The organism is Myroides sp. A21 (assembly GCF_000807225.1).
GTDB lineage: Bacteria > Bacteroidota > Bacteroidia > Flavobacteriales > Flavobacteriaceae > Flavobacterium > Flavobacterium odoratimimum.
In genome coordinates this window covers 918,157-935,615 of record NZ_CP010327.1, presented here as the reverse complement: position 1 = coordinate 935,615, position 17,459 = coordinate 918,157, and the positions used below count along the sequence as shown (strand labels likewise).

Annotated in this window: 10 protein-coding genes and 1 pseudogene; 4 read left to right on the top strand and 7 right to left on the bottom strand. The window is 35.9% G+C overall.

Going from position 1 to position 17,459, the window contains the following annotated elements; translation table 11 throughout:
• The first annotated feature begins 70 nt into the window (after nt 1-70).
• Nucleotides 71-2,437 carry a hypothetical protein gene (locus MYRA21_RS04350; RefSeq protein ID WP_006259777.1) on the top strand — a complete coding sequence of 789 codons (2,367 nt, stop codon included), beginning with the start codon at nt 71-73 and terminating at the stop codon, nt 2,435-2,437.
• Here the strand turns inward: MYRA21_RS04350 and MYRA21_RS04345 are convergent.
• Nucleotides 2,418-3,575 (bottom strand): Pycsar system effector family protein, encoded by a 1,158-nt coding sequence (locus MYRA21_RS04345; protein ID WP_006259776.1) that lies wholly within the window; start codon nt 3,573-3,575, stop codon nt 2,418-2,420. The two genes, MYRA21_RS04350 and MYRA21_RS04345, sit on opposite strands and share 20 nt — an antisense overlap.
• A gap of 27 nt (nt 3,576-3,602) precedes the next feature.
• Here MYRA21_RS04345 and MYRA21_RS04340 point away from each other — a divergent pair, with 27 nt between their 5' ends.
• Entirely contained in the window at nt 3,603-7,343 is a 3,741-nt protein-coding gene (locus tag MYRA21_RS04340; protein ID WP_006259775.1) for a hypothetical protein, read from the top strand.
• Here MYRA21_RS04340 and MYRA21_RS04335 read toward each other — a convergent pair.
• Nucleotides 7,326-8,207 carry a hypothetical protein gene (locus tag MYRA21_RS04335; protein WP_006259774.1) on the bottom strand — a complete coding sequence of 294 codons (882 nt, stop codon included), beginning with the start codon at nt 8,205-8,207 and terminating at the stop codon, nt 7,326-7,328. The two genes, MYRA21_RS04340 and MYRA21_RS04335, sit on opposite strands and share 18 nt — an antisense overlap.
• Before the next feature lie 293 nt (nt 8,208-8,500).
• Here MYRA21_RS04335 and lepA point away from each other — a divergent pair, with 293 nt between their 5' ends.
• Both lepA and MYRA21_RS04325 read left to right on the top strand, forming a co-directional pair.
• Nucleotides 8,501-10,297 (top strand): translation elongation factor 4, encoded by a 1,797-nt coding sequence (lepA, locus tag MYRA21_RS04330; RefSeq protein ID WP_006259773.1) that lies wholly within the window; start codon nt 8,501-8,503, stop codon nt 10,295-10,297.
• Between the two features lie 93 nt (nt 10,298-10,390).
• Nucleotides 10,391-11,206, top strand: a complete 816-nt coding sequence (locus MYRA21_RS04325) for a hypothetical protein (protein ID WP_230486179.1) — start codon at nt 10,391-10,393, stop codon at nt 11,204-11,206.
• Between the two features lie 74 nt (nt 11,207-11,280).
• On the opposite strand, the gene MYRA21_RS04320 is transcribed toward MYRA21_RS04325, so the two are convergent.
• From MYRA21_RS04320 to MYRA21_RS04300, 5 genes and pseudogenes are all read right to left on the bottom strand, one after another.
• Nucleotides 11,281-14,016, bottom strand: coding sequence for a pitrilysin family protein (locus tag MYRA21_RS04320; protein ID WP_039328636.1), 2,736 nt, complete (start codon nt 14,014-14,016; stop codon nt 11,281-11,283).
• Nucleotides 14,017-14,152: 136 nt separating this feature from the next.
• Nucleotides 14,153-14,479, bottom strand: a pseudogene (gene trxA, locus MYRA21_RS04315) (thioredoxin); the annotation flags it as partial.
• Nucleotides 14,475-15,905: a rhodanese-like domain-containing protein gene (locus MYRA21_RS04310; RefSeq protein ID WP_006259769.1), complete on the bottom strand. Its 1,431-nt coding sequence runs from the start codon at nt 15,903-15,905 to the stop codon at nt 14,475-14,477. The gene MYRA21_RS04310 and the pseudogene trxA, both read right to left, overlap by 5 nt.
• Before the next feature lie 73 nt (nt 15,906-15,978).
• Complete coding sequence (locus tag MYRA21_RS04305) at nt 15,979-16,770, bottom strand: sulfite exporter TauE/SafE family protein (protein WP_006259768.1); 792 nt, start codon at nt 16,768-16,770, stop codon at nt 15,979-15,981.
• Nucleotides 16,771-16,778: 8 nt separating this feature from the next.
• Entirely contained in the window at nt 16,779-17,411 is a 633-nt protein-coding gene (locus MYRA21_RS04300; protein ID WP_006259767.1) for a Crp/Fnr family transcriptional regulator, read from the bottom strand.
• Between the last annotated feature and the right edge of the window lie 48 nt (nt 17,412-17,459).

Here is a 17,459-nt window from a genome sequence, read left to right as displayed (position 1 = left end):
AGAGGATGTGATAAGTGTAATGTAAAAGTGAGAATTTCGTATCTTTATCTCCTAAAGCACCTAACATATTATGAGACTCGCCACTTTTGATTATACCCCGTTTGATATCAAATTTTCTTTTCACCGTCTGGTGGAAGCTATGCAAGCTTTTATCGATGATCCTGAGAAGAATGAAATGAAGAAGACGTATTTTAGAGACTTATTAGGTCGTATCAATGAAGTGCCATGTTTGCTTGAGATCATAGAAGATTATAATCTATTAGTAGAACATGAGGCATTGATAGGGGAGTTACTAGAGATATTATTTCCGATAGCCTTGACGGATAATGAGATTAAGGCAGTGGGGATGCCTCTTCAGAAGTTGATGTTTAATCACAGTAGAAGGTTTAGAAAGATTATCGAGGAGAGTGGTGGTAACTATAATATAGAGATCAGAGATTTTAACCAACAGCAGTATTATATAGCGTGCTGTTGTATTATCATGAATCATTATTTTAAGGCGACATTTGACTTAACTCGTCCTCTGTTTGTAGACTTGCCAGACGCTAAGGGGATTATCCATCACTATAGAGTACTGTATAATGCAGACTTCGTAGAGGTAGTGCCTACAGAAGATGCGGTCATGCTGACTAAGGAAGATATCGAGCTACTAGAAGATAATTTTGATAATCTAGAGTTGTGGAAAGAGAAGTTTCCTCAGAAGAGTTGGGTGCTGAAAGGATTCGGTATTATTAGTCTAGTAGATGCCACAATAGAGAATGCGATGTCTTTATTAAAAGAGAATTTCTTAAAAGCAGAGTTACAACGTGAACCAATAGGAGCTATCTTAGGGCAACTATTCAGCTCTATATTCAGAGTGCCTAATCTGCGTATAGGGTACACGCCCTTAGTAGTAGATACATTGATACAGAAGGAGACTAATGAGATGATGGCTATGCCTAGTTTTTTACTAGATGAGGAGAACTCTTCTATTCTCTTATCAGAGAAGGCGTATGCGACTGTGGTTGATCAAAAAGGATATTATAGTATCTCTGATGTGGATGTAGTATTAGCTAATGATAAGGAGTGCGTGATGTGCTTACACCTTAAAAGGCATGGGGTGCGCAGTGGACTGTTTAGCCCTGTAGTACTGTCTAGTGGTGTAGAAGGTGTATTCGAGATAGTCTCAGAAGAACCTAGAGTATTGAATAGTGTGAATGCACAGAAGCTAAATGCTTTGATGCCGATTATATCAGAGACTTTCCAACGAGTGAAGTCAGATATGCTTAATCAGGTAGAGGCTATTATCCAACGAGAGTTTACGACGATACACCCTAGTGTTTATTGGAAGTTCTTAGAAGAAGCTCGACGCAACTATATCGATAGTGTAGCAGATAAAGATTACTTTATTAATCCTATTGCATTTCAGAATGTATATCCTTTATATGGAGAGATAGATATAAAAGGATCTGGAGCACTCCGCAACGAGGCTATTCTAGGTGACCTAAGAGAGCAGCTAGAGAAGTTAATCGCTGTGTTTCGCAATTGTACTTTTAGCGAGAATGCGTTAATCTTAGAAAGACATATTCTAAAGTTAAAAGCCTATTTGAGACACTTAGAAGAGGACTTCGTGACAGGGTTAGAACAGCGCATTCAGAACTATGTGACCAATGAGGTACACCCTTATTTATTAAAGGATGAACACTTATTCTATAGACCTCGATTAGACGAGTACTTTTCTTATATAGATGAAGAGCTAGGTATCTATTATAGATATAGAAAGATATATGATACTCAGGTGGGTAAGATGAATAAGACTTTCACTGATCTATTAGATCAGAGACAAGAGTCTGTACAGAAAGTTTTTCCTCATTATTATGAACGATTTAAGACAGATGGGGTAGAACACAATATTTATATAGGTAGTTCTATCAGCCCGATGAAGTCTTTTGACTTTACTTATCTACACAATCTCCGTTTGTGGCAATTACAGGTGATGTGTGAACAGATGTGTATACACTATCGCAATAATGTACATGAACCATTAAAGATGGATGTGACTGTACTAATCTTAGTATATGATTCTTCTCTTGGTATTCAGTTCAGAATGGACGAGAAGCGCTTCGATATCGATGGTGCATATAATACCCGATATGAAATAATCAAAAAAAGATTAGATAAAGCGAATATAAAAGATTCGACTGAACGCATCGTACAACCCAAAAAGATTACAATTGCCTTTGCTTCTACTTATGATTTAGAAGAATATCTAGGATACATTGAGTTTGGTCAAAAGGCAGGTCTTCTAGACCATAATTTAGAGCAGTTCCTAATCGAAGATATGCAGAGTGTATCTGGTCTTATAGGACTGCGTATAGGTGTGAATCTAGACTTTGATATAGAATCATTAGATTATGATACACTGATGCATAATTACCTTAAAAACCAATACCTCTAAATGCTAATGTAAAGGTAATAACAGATAAAATAATACCTAATGTGAAAACAGCATAAGTGATACGCAAGAACTTATACTTCTTGTTTAAGACAATACCTAGGCTATATAAGTCCTTAGTCAGGGCATGGTGTAGGTATTGTTTGTCTTTCATGATTTCACTTAGAGATTCTTCATATTCTTCAAAAGGCATCTGATGGAAAGTACCAAAGAATAATAGGTTTACTTCTCTGTTTTCTACTTGTTCTTTAGTGAATTTACCTGACGTTAATTTGGGTCTAGTAGATTGTATTGCAAAGATGATAGTTGCCACACTAAATATTAATAATACAAATGTAGGCACAATCAAATGAGCATTGCTCGGACTGTCTAGTTTAGGTATTAATGTCGATAGACAGATAGAGATAATAATCGCATTGACAGATAATAAGATATTCGCCTTTCTATCTGCTATGGCACTAAGTTGAGTATGGTTACGCAAAGTAGTTCTGAATAGAGTATCGATTGTTCTATTCGATTCTATCTTCTCTTTTTTCTTTTTGTTAGAGTTGATTTTATCTATTTTAGACAGTACATCTAGCAGATTCTTTTGTTTAGTAGGTTGCCAATTTTGTTGAGCATAGTTGGTGTAATAGCGATGTCTATACAGCATCACATCTCTATTCTGCTCTAACCATTCTAGTCTAGTAAATGTTTTAGAACATAAGTTTTCTATTTCTTTCTTTAGCAGATTACTAGTCTCTACATAATTCTCGTCTGAGAAGTGTGCGAAGTCTGCATCTTTAATAATACACTCTAAGTCATTATCTGGAACATAGTCTAGCTTAGTAGCACGTATTAATTGCATAACGGTTAATACGTCATCATGAGGTACTCCGTTCTCTAATAGGTAAGTTTGTGCCATCTGTGCACCTCGTTCTTCATGTCCTTCCCAAGAATTAATATAACCTATATCGTGAAACCATGCGGCATATCTCAATAAATTAGCATTATGACTATCTACTGTTAAATGATTTAAAATTTCTTCTAAACCATTAACAACACGTACTGTATGGTTAAAATTGTGGTACGTATATTGATGTGATAGTGTATCTTTGTGTATCTGAAAGATGTGTTCTTCAATCTTTTGTAGAATCGTCATAGTCATAACCTTTATAACCCCTAAAATATGAAAATATTTTCTGAAACACCGTTAAAGCTTTCAAAAATCGCTGTTGTACTTTCTTTAACCTCTTTAGTAGGTCTAGTATCTTGTGCAACATTAGAGCCTCAGTACGGTACTAAAAGCGGGGCGTTTTCTCAAGAACGCAATAGCAATCAAAAAATTGTGCATACTTATTATTTGGTTGGAAACTTAAGCCAAGCAAATAATACGGAGGAACAAGAGCATTTAGAAGCTTTTAAACAGATGTTGAGTCAAGAGAGTGATAAGAACTCAACATTAGTATTATTAGGGAATAATACCAAGAAAGGAATGCCAGGTACTTCTTCTAAAAAAAGAAAGAAAGCAGAAGATGGCTTAGTGAGTCACTTGGGGTTATTGGAGAGTAATAAGGGAACGACAGTATTCATTAACGGTGAATCAGATTGGCAAGGTAGTTATGAAGGAATTAAGAATCTAGATAAATATTTAGTCGAAAGAACAGGGAATAAGAAAGCTCTACTTCCTCGTAAAGTATGTGGACTAGAAAGGCTTAAGGTAAATGATGAGACTGTGCTAATCGTGATTGATAGTCAGTGGTACATTGAGAATTGGGATAACCATCCGAATATCAATGAAGACTGTGATATAAAGACGAGAGAAGATTTCTTCGAAGAAGTAAGAGGTGAGATTAATAAGAATCAGAATAAGGTGGTGGTATTAGCGATGTATCACCCTGTATATAGCAATGGTAATCATGGAGGGAAGTTCTCTGTGCAAGATCATTTGTTTCCTTTAGGAGGGAGTGTGCCTCTACCAGTTATAGGCAGTATATACAACTATACTAGACAGATGTCTGGAATCAATCCTCAAGATCTTCAAAGCAAAAAATACAATGAGCTAAATAAGCGCATAAGAACAATCGCGCAAATGTATACAAATGTAGTGATAGCATCAGGTCATGAGCATAATCTACAGTATATAGACAGAGGTGGTGTAAAGCAGATAATAAGTGGAGCGATGAGCAATCTTACGCCTGCTAGAGCGGTTGTAGAAGGAGATTTCTCTGCTGGGGTGTTTGGGTATTCTAAGCTTGAGATTAGAGAAGATAAGAGTGCTAAGCTTTCTTTCTATGGTTATCAAGATGGGGGATATACAGCTTTATATAGCACTGTGATGTTAGATAACTTTGGAGGTGGAAAAGAAAACCGAGATATAGATAATAAAGAGCTTGAACAACAAACAGCACAAGCTAGTGTATATCCTAAACAATGGACAGAAAAGAGTAAGTTCTATCGATTCTTATGGGGGGAGCATTATCGCAATGTATACGGTACACCGATAACGGCGTCTGTAGCAGATTTGACTACTCTAAAAGGAGGACTTACACCTACTATATCTGGAGGAGGTAATCAGTCTATGTCTTTAAGACTAGTAGATAAAGAGGGTAAAGAGTATGTGATGCGTGGTGTGCGTAAGAGTGTGTCTCGTTTTGCACAGACTGCCGTGTTTAAGGATCACTATGTGATGAATGCTTTTGACAATACTTGGACAGAGCGATTTATATATGACTTCTATACGACTTCACATCCATATACACCATTTATACTTGATGGTTTAGCAGATAAGATAGGGATGTATCACACTAATCCAGAGTTGTATTATGTACCTAAGCAGTCTGTCTTAGGTAGGTTTAATGATAACTATGGGGACGAATTGTATATGATTGAGGAGAGACCTTCGTCAGGATATGAGGATGAAGTAAGCTTTGGGAACGTTAGTAATATTATCAGTACAACTGATGTTATTGCGAAGTTGAGAAAAGATGAGAAGTATGAGGTAGATCAGACGGCTTATATGCGTGCTAGAATCTTTGATATGCTTATCGGGGATTGGGATAGACATGGTGACCAGTGGAGATGGTCAGAGTTTACAGAAGGAGATAAAGTTATCTATAGACCAGTACCTAGAGATAGAGATCAGGCTTTTGCTAAGATAGATGGTGCTTTGTTATCATTGATAAAGAAGCTACCACCACTTAGACATATGCAGAATTATACAGAAGACTTCGCTAATCCTAGATGGATTAATAAAACAGCTTTTCCATTAGATCAATACTTGTTAAAAGGTACTTCTTTAGAAGATTGGTTGAGAGAGGCTAAGGATGTTGTAGAGAAGTTAGACGATGAGGCTTTAGACGAGGCGTTTAGTAAATTGCCTCAAGAAGTACTAACAAAAGAGGTAGAAGAAATCAAAAGAATATTCAAAGCAAGACGTAGTAAGATAGATGCTTTCTTGCCGAAATATTATAAACAGTTACGCGAGTATGTCATCTTATCAGGAACTGATAAGAAAGAGATGTTTGATATTGAGAGATTGGCTGAAGGGAATGTTCGTGTAAAACAATATAGAGCTAAAAAGACTGGAGAAGAACTAGTATTCGATAAGGTATATAATGCTACTGAGACTAAAGAGATTTGGGTATATGGACTGAACGATGAGGATACTTTTAAAGTAAGTGGAGATGAGAAAGCGAAGATTAAGATTAGATTAATAGGTGGTAAGAATCAAGACACTTTCTTAGTAGATAATGCTTCTAAAGTAATCGTGTATGATTATGCGGATAAGAAGAATGAAGTAAAGATGGAAGGTTCTAATGGAAGAACAATACTGACTAATAAGTATGACATTAATAACTTTAATTATGAGCGAGTACCTCTTAACTTGAATATGTTATTGCCAAATATTGGTTTTAATCCGGAAGATGGTGTTAAGCTTGGCTTTTTATACAGTTCTACACGTTCTAAGTTTATTCAAGATCCTTATACAGCAAAGCATGTGTTGAAAGGTTTCTACTCTTTTAATACAAAGGGGTTAGAGGCAGAGTATAAAGGGTATTTCCCTAATGCGACTAATGACTGGATGTTTACGATAGGCGGTAGAGCGACTAGTCCTAACTTTGCAGTTAATTACTACGGACTGGGGAATGAAACGTATTATTTTGATAAAGAAAAAGGCAAAGATTATAAGAGAGTACGCATTGAGAGCTATTCTGTTTCTCCTGGGTATAGATATGAAGGAAAACAGGGAGCTAGTTTTGAAGCAAACTTAGAATATGATGCCTTAAAGGTAAAACATCAAACGGATAGATATATCACCGATGATGTAAATGGTGTAGATACTAAGGTTTTTGATTTTCAACAGTATGGAGGTCTTAAGGTAGAGTATAACTATGAGCAGTATAATTATCCTGCTAATCCAACAGTTGGCTTTGGTTTTAATTCAAAACTTGGGTGGAGAATGAATTTAGAGGAGACTAAGCAGAACTTTGCGTATTTAGACCTTAAAGCGAGTTTCTTACACTATATTGATAGAGGTGAAAGATTAGTACTTGCGACTAATTTTACATACCAAACAAGGTTTAATGATAACTACGATTTTTACCACGCAGCCACTATAGGGGGTAATGCTAACTTAAGAGGTTTTAGACCAGAGCGTTTTACAGGAAAGACATCTTTTGTACAAACAACAGATTTAAGATTTAATGCAGGTCAGTTTACAGCAGGGTTTCTTCCTATGAGTTATGGTTTCTATGGAGGCTTCGATTACGGTAGAGTATGGCAGCCAGGGGAGTCTTCTACTAAATGGCATAACTCTTATGGGGCAGGACTGTGGATAAGTGCTGTAGAACAAGCGACTCTACACTGCTCTTTCTTTAACAGTGTAGATGGAGGTCGCTTTGTATTTGGATTAGGGTTTGGGTTTTAATGTACCCAAATCCACTTTATAAATTTTACCACCTTTTTTATCTTTTACCTCGTCAGCTAAATAGATAGTATTGTTGTCTCCAAAAGTCACAGACTCTTTTTGAGAGACGTGGTGTAGTTTGTGCTCACTAATCTTTCCATCCATAATAGCGTTGGGATTAAAACCGTCTATTATCCAAAGTTTAGAATGAGATAGCAGTACAAAAGTCTTCTCGTCTGGACTGATAGCAGCGCCTGTGATAGCACAGTGTTTGTATATATTACATCCATTGAATGTTTGTACATGTTCAGCTTTGTGATGCCCTGCTTGATTAGGTATTTTATATACTAAAGAGGTTCCATCGAAGCCTTTACTTCTATTTTTAGTGAAGATGTAGAAGTTATTATTGTATAAGATAAAAGCTTCTGCGTCATATAATAATTCAGTCTCTTTAGGAGGGAAGGCTTTTTGTTCAGGGTATTCAAATGAGATTACTGCAGCTACCTCTGTCTTATCTTTTTGCAAATCGTCTTTGTTTATCTTTAAGATGCGTAGATCCTTTCTAGTATTCTTATTATTTCCAAAGTCTCCGATATAAAGATTGCCTTCTTTATCTGCAGTTAATTCTTCCCAGTCTATATTCTTTTGGTCTTTTATTTTTAGAGTATGGCTTATTTTACCATCAGCTTTGATTTGATATAACTCATTCTTATTGCCACTATCTTGTAGTGCCCAGAATGAATTAGAAGTAGCATCATAGTATAGCCCTGATACCTCTTTAAGGTTATTCGGAAGTATGATATGATCTTTTGTGATATCACTCTTTTGTCCGCAACTTACTAAGGTCGCTAAAGAGAATAAGGATATTGTAAGTAATGATTTCATAGTGTATTCTTTTATGAATATAAAGTTACTAAATGTGTCTTTATAAAACATAGAATAGACTACTAAATCTAATGCAATAGATATTATAACCAATTTCTTTTAAATAAAGGGAGATTGTAAGACAGAAAAATAACTAAAAATTGAAACTTTAAAGTATATTTGCAAAATATAGGCTAGGTAGATTCTTTAATTAAAAGAATGTAAGAGCCTTAGAATCTAGATTATATGATTATTGAAAGTGGTTTCAATACTTCTAATGGGCATATAATCCAATAAACTTTGATATTACGAAGATGAAGAACATTAGAAACTTTTGTATTATTGCTCATATTGACCATGGTAAAAGTACGTTAGCAGATAGATTACTTGACGCTACACAGACTGTAACTGCTCGTGAGCAACAAGCTCAGCTTTTAGACAGTATGGACTTAGAGCGTGAAAGAGGTATTACTATTAAATCTCACGCTATCCAAATGGAATATACTCATAAAGGAGAGAAATATATACTTAACTTAATTGATACCCCAGGACACGTAGACTTTTCTTATGAAGTTTCTAGGTCTATTGCAGCGTGTGAAGGTGCGTTATTGATTGTTGATGCTGCTCAGAGTATCCAGGCTCAGACTATTTCTAACTTGTATTTAGCATTAGAGAATGATTTAACGATTATTCCTGTATTAAATAAGATTGACTTACCAAGTGCTAATCCAGAAGAAGTAAGCGATGATATCGTTGATTTATTAGGATGTGACTATGAAGAGATTATTCCTGCATCAGGTAAGACAGGATTAGGGGTAGAAGATATCTTGGAAGCTATTATCGAGAGAGTTCCTGCACCTAAAGGGAATCCTGAGGAGCCATTACAAGCTTTAATATTTGACTCTGTATATAACCCATTCCGTGGAATTGAGGTAATCTTTCGTGTGGTTAATGGTACGATTAAGAAAGGTCAGAGGATTAAGTTCATGGCTACTAATAAAGAGTATTTCGCAGATGAGATTGGAACACTTAAATTAAATCAAGTAGCTAAACAAGAGATTAAAACAGGTGACGTAGGTTACTTAATCTCTGGTATTAAAGAAGCAAGAGAAGTAAAAGTAGGAGATACCATCACTGATGCAAAAGAACCTACTCAAAATATGATCGAAGGGTTTGAGAACGTAAAACCAATGGTATTTGCGGGTATCTATCCTGTAGACACAGAAGATTATGAAGAGTTGCGTAACTCTATGGAGAAGTTACAACTTAACGACGCTTCATTAGTATTCGCAGCAGAGAGTTCTGCCGCTTTAGGTTTTGGTTTCCGTTGTGGATTCTTAGGAATGTTACACATGGAGATCATCCAAGAGCGCTTAGAGCGTGAGTTTAACATGACTGTTATTACTACTGTACCTAACGTTTCTTACTTAGCATATACTAAGAAAGAACCTGATACACCTATTATAGTAAATAACCCATCTGACTTACCAGAACCTTCTAAATTAGAAAGAGTAGAAGAACCATATATTAAAGCGACTATTATTACTAAAGCTGACTTCGTTGGACAAGTAATGAGTCTTTGTATTGATAAGCGTGGTATTATCACTAACCAAACTTACCTTACAGAAGATAGAGTTGAGTTAATGTTTGATATGCCATTGGCAGAGATTGTATTTGACTTCTATGATAGATTGAAGACTGTATCTAAAGGATATGCTTCGTTCGATTATTCTCCTATCGGAATGCGTACTTCTAACTTAGTGAAAGTAGACGTAATGCTCAATGCTAACGTAGTGGATGCATTATCAGCATTAATGCACGCTGATAACGCTTATCATATCGGTAAGAAGATGTGTGAGAAATTAAAAGAACTTATCCCACGTCAGCAGTTCGATATTCCTATTCAGGCAGCTATCGGAGTAAAAGTAATTGCTCGTGAAACAGTAAAAGCTCTTCGTAAAGACGTAACAGCTAAGTGTTATGGAGGGGATATCTCTCGTAAACGTAAATTACTTGAAAAACAAAAAGCAGGTAAAAAGCGTATGCGTCAAGTAGGAAACGTAGAAATCCCACAAGAAGCATTTATGGCTGTATTAAAGTTAAATGACTAAATACAGCTTTTAAAATATTTAATGAAAAGACTATCAACATTGGTAGTCTTTTTTTTTGATTTAAAATGTAAATATAACAGACCAATATACGATATGAAAAAAACCTTGTTCATATTCACACTACTTGCATTGGTAGGGTGTAAAGAAACAAAAGAGAAAGAAGTGATTCCTGAGGTTAAACCTTCTACAGAAGAAGTAGTAACTGCGACAGAAGAAGAAAAACCTGCTCTAACAATATATGGTAAGGAAGAAAACATCATTCTAGACATTCTTATTCCTAGATATTACGACAAGGATTTCCACCAAGAAGAATTCAATAAGGTCAATGATAAATGGTTAGCTTTTGAAGAAAAGAAAGGACTTTTTCAAGTTATTAAAGCAGATTATGCCATCAGTGAAGAGATGAATGAGTGTACAGAAAGTGAGCAACTAGGAATCTTCTCTACAGGCCCTGTGGAACCTATTTTTTTCTTAGGTCCCAATGCAATGATCAAGAAAGGCACTAAGACTGCTCTAAACATTAAAGAGCAACCTTTATGGCCTGATGCTCCACAGGAGTATCTATTTAATGGGAAACAGTATATTTTGAGAGCAGAAGGTGAGCAAGTAGATTCTTATGACTATACAGATGATAGTGGTAAGACTAAGAAATATAAGAAGTTTAAAGATTATAAGTTATACCTTACAGTCAATGGAGAGGCAGAACAAGTAATCCTTGATATCCCAAGCTTTAATGACACCTTTGTACAGTTGTTGTTTGTTGGGGATTTAGACGGAGATGGCAACTTAGATTTTGTGTTCGATGCTTCACCTGAATATGAAATACAGTCTGTAGAAGTATATTTATCTAAAGGAGCTCAACATTTTATCTACTTAGCAGGAGCTATATCTGTAGACTTTAGTTGTTAGTAAATGGACTAGTGTATATAAATATAAAAGCCGACTGAGTAATCAATCGGCTTTTTGTTTAAAGGTTATTTGCTTTATTTTTTAGTAAAATCACCAGCGTAAACTGTTGTGAATTTAGAAGGCTGTAAGTACTTCTTAGCAGCGTCGTTCACTTGTTTGACAGTTAGTTTGTCTATCTCAGCATTTAATTTGTCATGCTCTGTAAATGGAGTGTCGTATAACAAGAATAAAGAAGATAAATATATTAAGTATCCATCGCTACCTAGATTTGCTTGTTTTGCATTCTTCCATGAAGATTTGTTAGCAGTTAATTCATCTTCAGTAATACCTGAAGTAATTAATTTATTAAACTCTTCATTCAAAGCTTTTTCTACATCAACGCGTTTAGTAGGGTTCATAAAAGCGTATATAGACCAAGAAGCATTCACGTTTTTAGGATCACTAGGTACACTTAATGAGGTACCTGCACCATAGCTAATTCCTTCTTTTTCGCGTAAGCGTTGAGGGATACGCGCAGTCATAAATCCACCTCCCATTACTTCGTTTGCAAATACTAATGCAGCATAGTCAGGATTTGATTGATTCATCTCAAAGTTTAGTTTACCTATAGCTACAGCATTTTCTTTGTCTGGAGTTTCGAATATTTCTTTTACTTGTTTAGTGTCTATAAACTTAGGATATGCTTTTTCATATTTAGCTTTACTATTAAAGTTACCGAACGTGTTCTCTAATAGCTTATCCACAGCTTCTTTGTCTTTCATACCTATTACTGTAGCAATACCGTTATTGGCACCAAAGAAATTCTTGTGGAAGTCCTTAATTTCCTCTAGTTTAACTTTTTTAATACCATCAATGTTCTCTTGAGTTGATGGAGTATAGAAGATACTTCCTTTTTCTTCTTTCTCTGTTAATTGAGAGATTTTGTTGGAAGCGATAGCTTGAGGATCACTTAGTTGAGACTCTAAATTAGTAATATAGTCTATTTTTAATTTCTCTAATTCTGTTTCAGGGTAGATAGGGTTAGTCAATAAATCTTTAAGAATAACCATCGTTTCTTCTATACTACTTCTGTATGATGATACTCCTATGCTAATATTTTGACCATTAAATCTAACAGATATAGTTGACTTTAATTGATCTAACCTATCTTTTATCTGTTGTTTAGTCATAGTCTTAGTCCCAGCATTCAATAGGTTTGCTGCAAAAGAACCTATGTATTGTTTGTTTAATAAGTCTTTTTGATTACCTACTGGTAGTGTCATACTTATTTGTACTTTCTCCCCTTTGATATCTTTATCTATAATACCATATTTAAGCCCATTTCCAAGTTTAGCAGTAGAATAATTCTTCTGTAAATTAGCAATAGATGCTTCGAATGGTCTTAACTCTTCTGATGCTTCTTTTCCTTTATAGTTCTCTACTAGCGCCTTAATGTCTTTATCTAAGAACTCAGTTGGCTTCACTCTTATTTCATCCTTAGAAGGGATAAACATACCTACTGTACGGTTATTATCTTTAAAGTACTTTTTAGCTACCCTATTGATATCTTCTAGTTTTAAGTTCTCTACATTATCTCTGTACAAATTAGCCAGGCGATAGTCTCCAGCTCCGATAATCTCTGTTAAGTTAATAGCAGTTCGGATAGTATTGTTCTTTAAATCTTCTAGACCTTTTGAGATTCTTGTTTTAGCTCTATCTAAGTCTTCTTGTGTGTACTTGATAGTTTCTATTTTAGCTAAAGCAGTCTTGATATCTTTCAGTGTCTCATTTTGATCTTTATCAAGAGGAATATCAAAGTTAAATAAGATAAAACTTGCATCTCTCACTGTAGGGCTAAAAGAGTATAGTGATGATACCTTCTTAGTCTCTACTAAATCTTTATATAAATATCCAGAGGGGTCATTAGTCAGTATAGATTGTAGTGCTACAAGTGCCGCAAAGTCTTTATCTGCGTATGAAGCAGTGTGGTATAAGGTCTGTATATGCTTAGAATCACCTGCACGTCTTACTTCTACAAATTTCTCACCATCTTGAGCAGGTTCTACAGTTAATATTTCATCTAATACACGTTTAGGTTTAGGAATCACAGAGAAGTAATCTTCTACGTATTTTAATGCTTTAGCCTCATCAAACTTACCAGCTATAAGTAGAGTAGCATTATCAGGTTGATAGTATTTTTCGTAGAATCGTCTTAATTGAGGAGCTTTAACACGTTCGATATCCTCTTTTGACCCGATGGTACTAAGCCCGTAATTATGCCATAAGTAAGCTGTATTAATAGTTCTTTCCATTAATACTCTACTAGGGTTATTCTCTCCTATCTCAAATTCGTTTCGCACTACAGAGAACTCTTTGTCTAAATCAGATTGAAGTATAGTAGCGTTAATCATACGATCTGCTTCCATCTCTAGTGCCCATGCTAGATTCTCATCAGAAGTAGCGAATATCTCATAGTAGTTTGTACGGTCATACCAAGTAGTCCCCTGTGCTTGGCCACCTTTGTCAGAGAGCATTTTTTTGATATCGCCTAGTTTAGTAGTGCTTTTAAAAAGCATGTGCTCTAATAGGTGAGCCATACCTTTCTCTCCATATCCCTCATGTTTAGACCCTACGTTGTACACGATATTAACTATCACATTATTCTGAGTAGCATCAGGAAGTAAGAGTACCTTTAGCCCATTAGACAGTTTGTATTCTTTAATGTCTTCAACAGAGGTTACGAAAGTTGGTTTCTCCTTCTGTTGAGCATGAGCGTAATCTGCAGCACTTATTGTCAATGCAAACATAAGTGTATACATTATTTTTTTCATAAGTCAGTAATTAAGGTTAATTGTCATAAATATATAATATTAATTCTAATAAATTGAACAACTGATATATAGCAGGGTTTTAATCTTTGAATAGTATTATAAAAAGTAAGGCTACCTTTGATAGGTAGCCTTATTTTTAATAATTATGCTTATACTGATCGATATGACCTAATAATGTCTGTTTATCCATATATCCAGATTGTTTCCACAGAAGTTTACCTTTTCTAAAAAGCATTAGTGTAGGTACACCTCTCATCTGGTATTGTGTGCTGTACTGTGTGGTAAGAGCCGTATTCTTATCTACATCTATTTTGATAATAGAGATATCATCCTGTAGCTCTTTTTTTACTTCTTCTAGCACAGGAGCTAGCATCTGGCATGGACCACACCACGTAGCGAAGAAATCAACTAAAGTTAACTGATCTCTATCGATTAACTCTTGAAAATTACTCATTGTATTATTGTTTAGTTGTTGGACATGTTGCTGTACAGCTACCTCCTTCTTGTAATGGGATAGAGGTGTTCTTGATAGCGCCGAAACCTCCGATTACATCGATCATATTGTGGTATCCTCTAGCTTTTAGGATAGAAGACGCGATTAATGAACGGTATCCTCCTGCACAGTGGATAAAGAATTTACCTTCTGTTGGGAAGTCAGCGATATTATCATTGATATAATCTAATGGAGAATGAGTCAAGTTTTTATAGTTGATATGAGCAGAATTGTACTCTCCTGGCTTACGTACATCTACTACCTTGATATCTTCATTCACTATTTTATCAGCTAGTTCTTCTGCTGTTACTTGTTGTACAGTATCGTATTCAAAACCTTCTGTTTTCCAAGTAGAGAATCCTCCTTTTAAGTACCCTAACGTATTGTCATATCCTACACGAGATAGACGAATCACAGCTTCTTCTTCACGTCCTTCTGGAGTGATTAATAAGATAGGTTGTTTAATATCTGTGATTAATGCACCTACCCAAGGAGCGAATTGACCATCTAATCCGATAAAGATAGCTCCTGGTATATGTCCACTAGCGAAGTCTGAAGCAGAACGTACGTCTAATAATAAGGCACCAGACTCTTCTGCTAAAGCTTGGAACTCTTTTGGAGTAAGGGCTTTGTTGTTATTGATGATCGTCTCTACATTCTCATATCCTTCTTTATTTAACTTCACATTTAGTGGGAAGTATGCAGGAGGAGGTAGTAGACCATCTGTTACTTCTTTTACGAACTCTGCTTCTGTCATATCAGCACGTAGTGCATAGTTCGTTTGTTTTTGATCCCCTAGGGTACCAACAGTTTCTTTGCTTAAGTTCTTTCCACAAGCAGACCCAGCACCATGCGCAGGATATACGATAACATCATCTGCTAACGTCATAATCTTCGTGCGTAAGCTATTGTATAGCGTAGCTGCTAATTGCTCTTGAGTCAAGTCAGCCGCTTTCTGAGCTAAGTCAGGACGACCTACATCACCTAAGAATAACGTATCTCCACTGAAGATAGCGTGATCTTTTCCATTCTCATCTTTTAGTAAGTACGTAGTACTCTCCATCGTATGCCCCGGAGTGTGTAATGCTGTGATTGTGATATTTCCTATTTTAAATACCTCTCCATCTGTAGCGATATGTGCCTTAAACGTTGGGTTAGCATTTGGTCCGTATACGATAGGAGCATTTGTTTTCTCAGCTAATGTAACGTGTCCACTCACGAAGTCTGCGTGGAAGTGTGTTTCGAAGATATATTTAATCGTCGCATTATCTTTAGCCGCTCTGTCTAAGTAAGGCTGTACCTCTCTTAGTGGATCGATGATAGCAACTTCTCCGTTGCTCTCTATATAGTAAGCTCCTTGAGCTAAACATCCTGTATAAATTTGTTCTATTTTCATATTGTAGTTTATTTCTTTGTTTGTAGTAAAAGTAAGAAGATGTTTTTAAAATGACAGTAACTTAGGTTACAAACTATAAAAACACTTCCTTAATTAGGATATAAATAGCCATGATTAGTACGAAATAACCAAAGCACTTTTTTAAATTTTTATCAGGAACGTACTTTGTTAAATAGATACCGATGAAGATCCCTACCATAGATATCCCGCTAAAAGTAAGTAGCATCGCCCAGTCCATAGCGGTATGACCTAGATCGCCTAAGAATCCTATTAAGGACTGTATAGCGATAATGCATAATGAGGTGCCGACAGCTTGTCTCATAGGCATTTTGGCAAATAAGACTAAAGCGGGAATGATTAAGAATCCTCCTCCAGCACCTACTGTACCTGCTAGCAGTCCGATCAAGATGCCTTGTAATACTAGCCCTGATAAGGCTGGCTTAGTATCTATTACCTCTATTTCTTTTTTTGGTCTGATCATTTTAGTTGCCGAAGTGAACATCACTAAGGCAAATAAGACCATCAGCACAATATTCTTATCTATACTCCAGCTACCGATGGATATTACATCTGGTACAAGTGGGAGTAAGTAGGCTCTCGTGATATATACTGTGATGACAGAGGGTATCCCGAAGAGCAATACTGTTTTTAGATCTACTTTTTTGTCTATATAGTTTTTTATACCACCTACTAGAGAAGTAGATCCTACTATGAATAGTGAGTATGCTGTAGCTACGAAGGGCTCTACCTTCATGATATACACGAGGATAGGTACGGTGAGTATAGATCCACCACTACCGATAAGGCCTAGTGATATCCCGATAAGTAAGGCTAGTGCATACCCTATTAATGCTGTATAATCCATATCTGTACTTAAGGCTTAAGTAGCTCGATATATTTTCTATTGAGCTGTATAATACCTTCGTTTTCTAAAGTTTTTAGTATTCTAGAGATCACTACTCTAGAGGTATTTAGTTCGTCAGCTAATTCTTGATGTGTATTGTTGATAAAGCGACTGTTGTATATCTTCGCTTTACTTCTCAGTAAGTTACATAGACGTTCTTCCATATTCATGAAGGCAAGACTATCTATAGCAGTTAGCATTTCGTTCATACGGTTGTTATAACTGTTGAGTACGAAGTTGCGCCAACTCTTATATTTTACCAGCCATTCATCCATTTTTCCTACAGGAACTAAGACTACACTACCATCGCGTTCTGCTATAGAGCGCACCTGACTCTTCGTCTCACCTAAGCAGCAGGTCAGTGTCATCGCGCAGGTATCTCCTTCTTCTATATAGTATAGGACTATCTCTCCCTCTCGCTGATCTTCTCTGATGATTTTGATAGCACCTTCTAGGAGTAGAGGAATCTTCTTAATGTATTCTCCTATCTCCATCAACTTTTCTCCTTCTTTAAAGTCTTTTATAGTAGATACTTCTATGATTTCTTCTAATAACTTCTCCTCGAAGGTAGAGCGGTACTTGTTTCGTATGATATGTTCCATAAAAGAATAAACAAATGAATTAATGGTTCTAAGTTACTTTATCGTGAC

Bases quoted from the DNA above. Each gene is read 5' to 3' on its own strand.
- MYRA21_RS04350 (WP_006259777.1), top strand. From the start codon at position 71: ATGAGACTCGCCACTTTTGATTATACCCCGTTTGATATCAAATTTTCT.
- MYRA21_RS04320 (WP_039328636.1), bottom strand. From the start codon at position 14,016: ATGAAAAAAATAATGTATACACTTATGTTTGCATTGACAATAAGTGCT.
- MYRA21_RS04325 (WP_230486179.1), top strand. From the start codon at position 10,391: ATGAAAAAAACCTTGTTCATATTCACACTACTTGCATTGGTAGGGTGT.
- lepA (WP_006259773.1), top strand. From the start codon at position 8,501: ATGAAGAACATTAGAAACTTTTGTATTATTGCTCATATTGACCATGGT.
- MYRA21_RS04310 (WP_006259769.1), bottom strand. From the start codon at position 15,905: ATGAAAATAGAACAAATTTATACAGGATGTTTAGCTCAAGGAGCTTAC.
- MYRA21_RS04300 (WP_006259767.1), bottom strand. From the start codon at position 17,411: ATGGAACATATCATACGAAACAAGTACCGCTCTACCTTCGAGGAGAAG.
- MYRA21_RS04345 (WP_006259776.1), bottom strand. From the start codon at position 3,575: ATGACGATTCTACAAAAGATTGAAGAACACATCTTTCAGATACACAAA.
- MYRA21_RS04305 (WP_006259768.1), bottom strand. From the start codon at position 16,770: ATGGATTATACAGCATTAATAGGGTATGCACTAGCCTTACTTATCGGG.
- MYRA21_RS04335 (WP_006259774.1), bottom strand. From the start codon at position 8,207: ATGAAATCATTACTTACAATATCCTTATTCTCTTTAGCGACCTTAGTA.
- MYRA21_RS04340 (WP_006259775.1), top strand. From the start codon at position 3,603: ATGAAAATATTTTCTGAAACACCGTTAAAGCTTTCAAAAATCGCTGTT.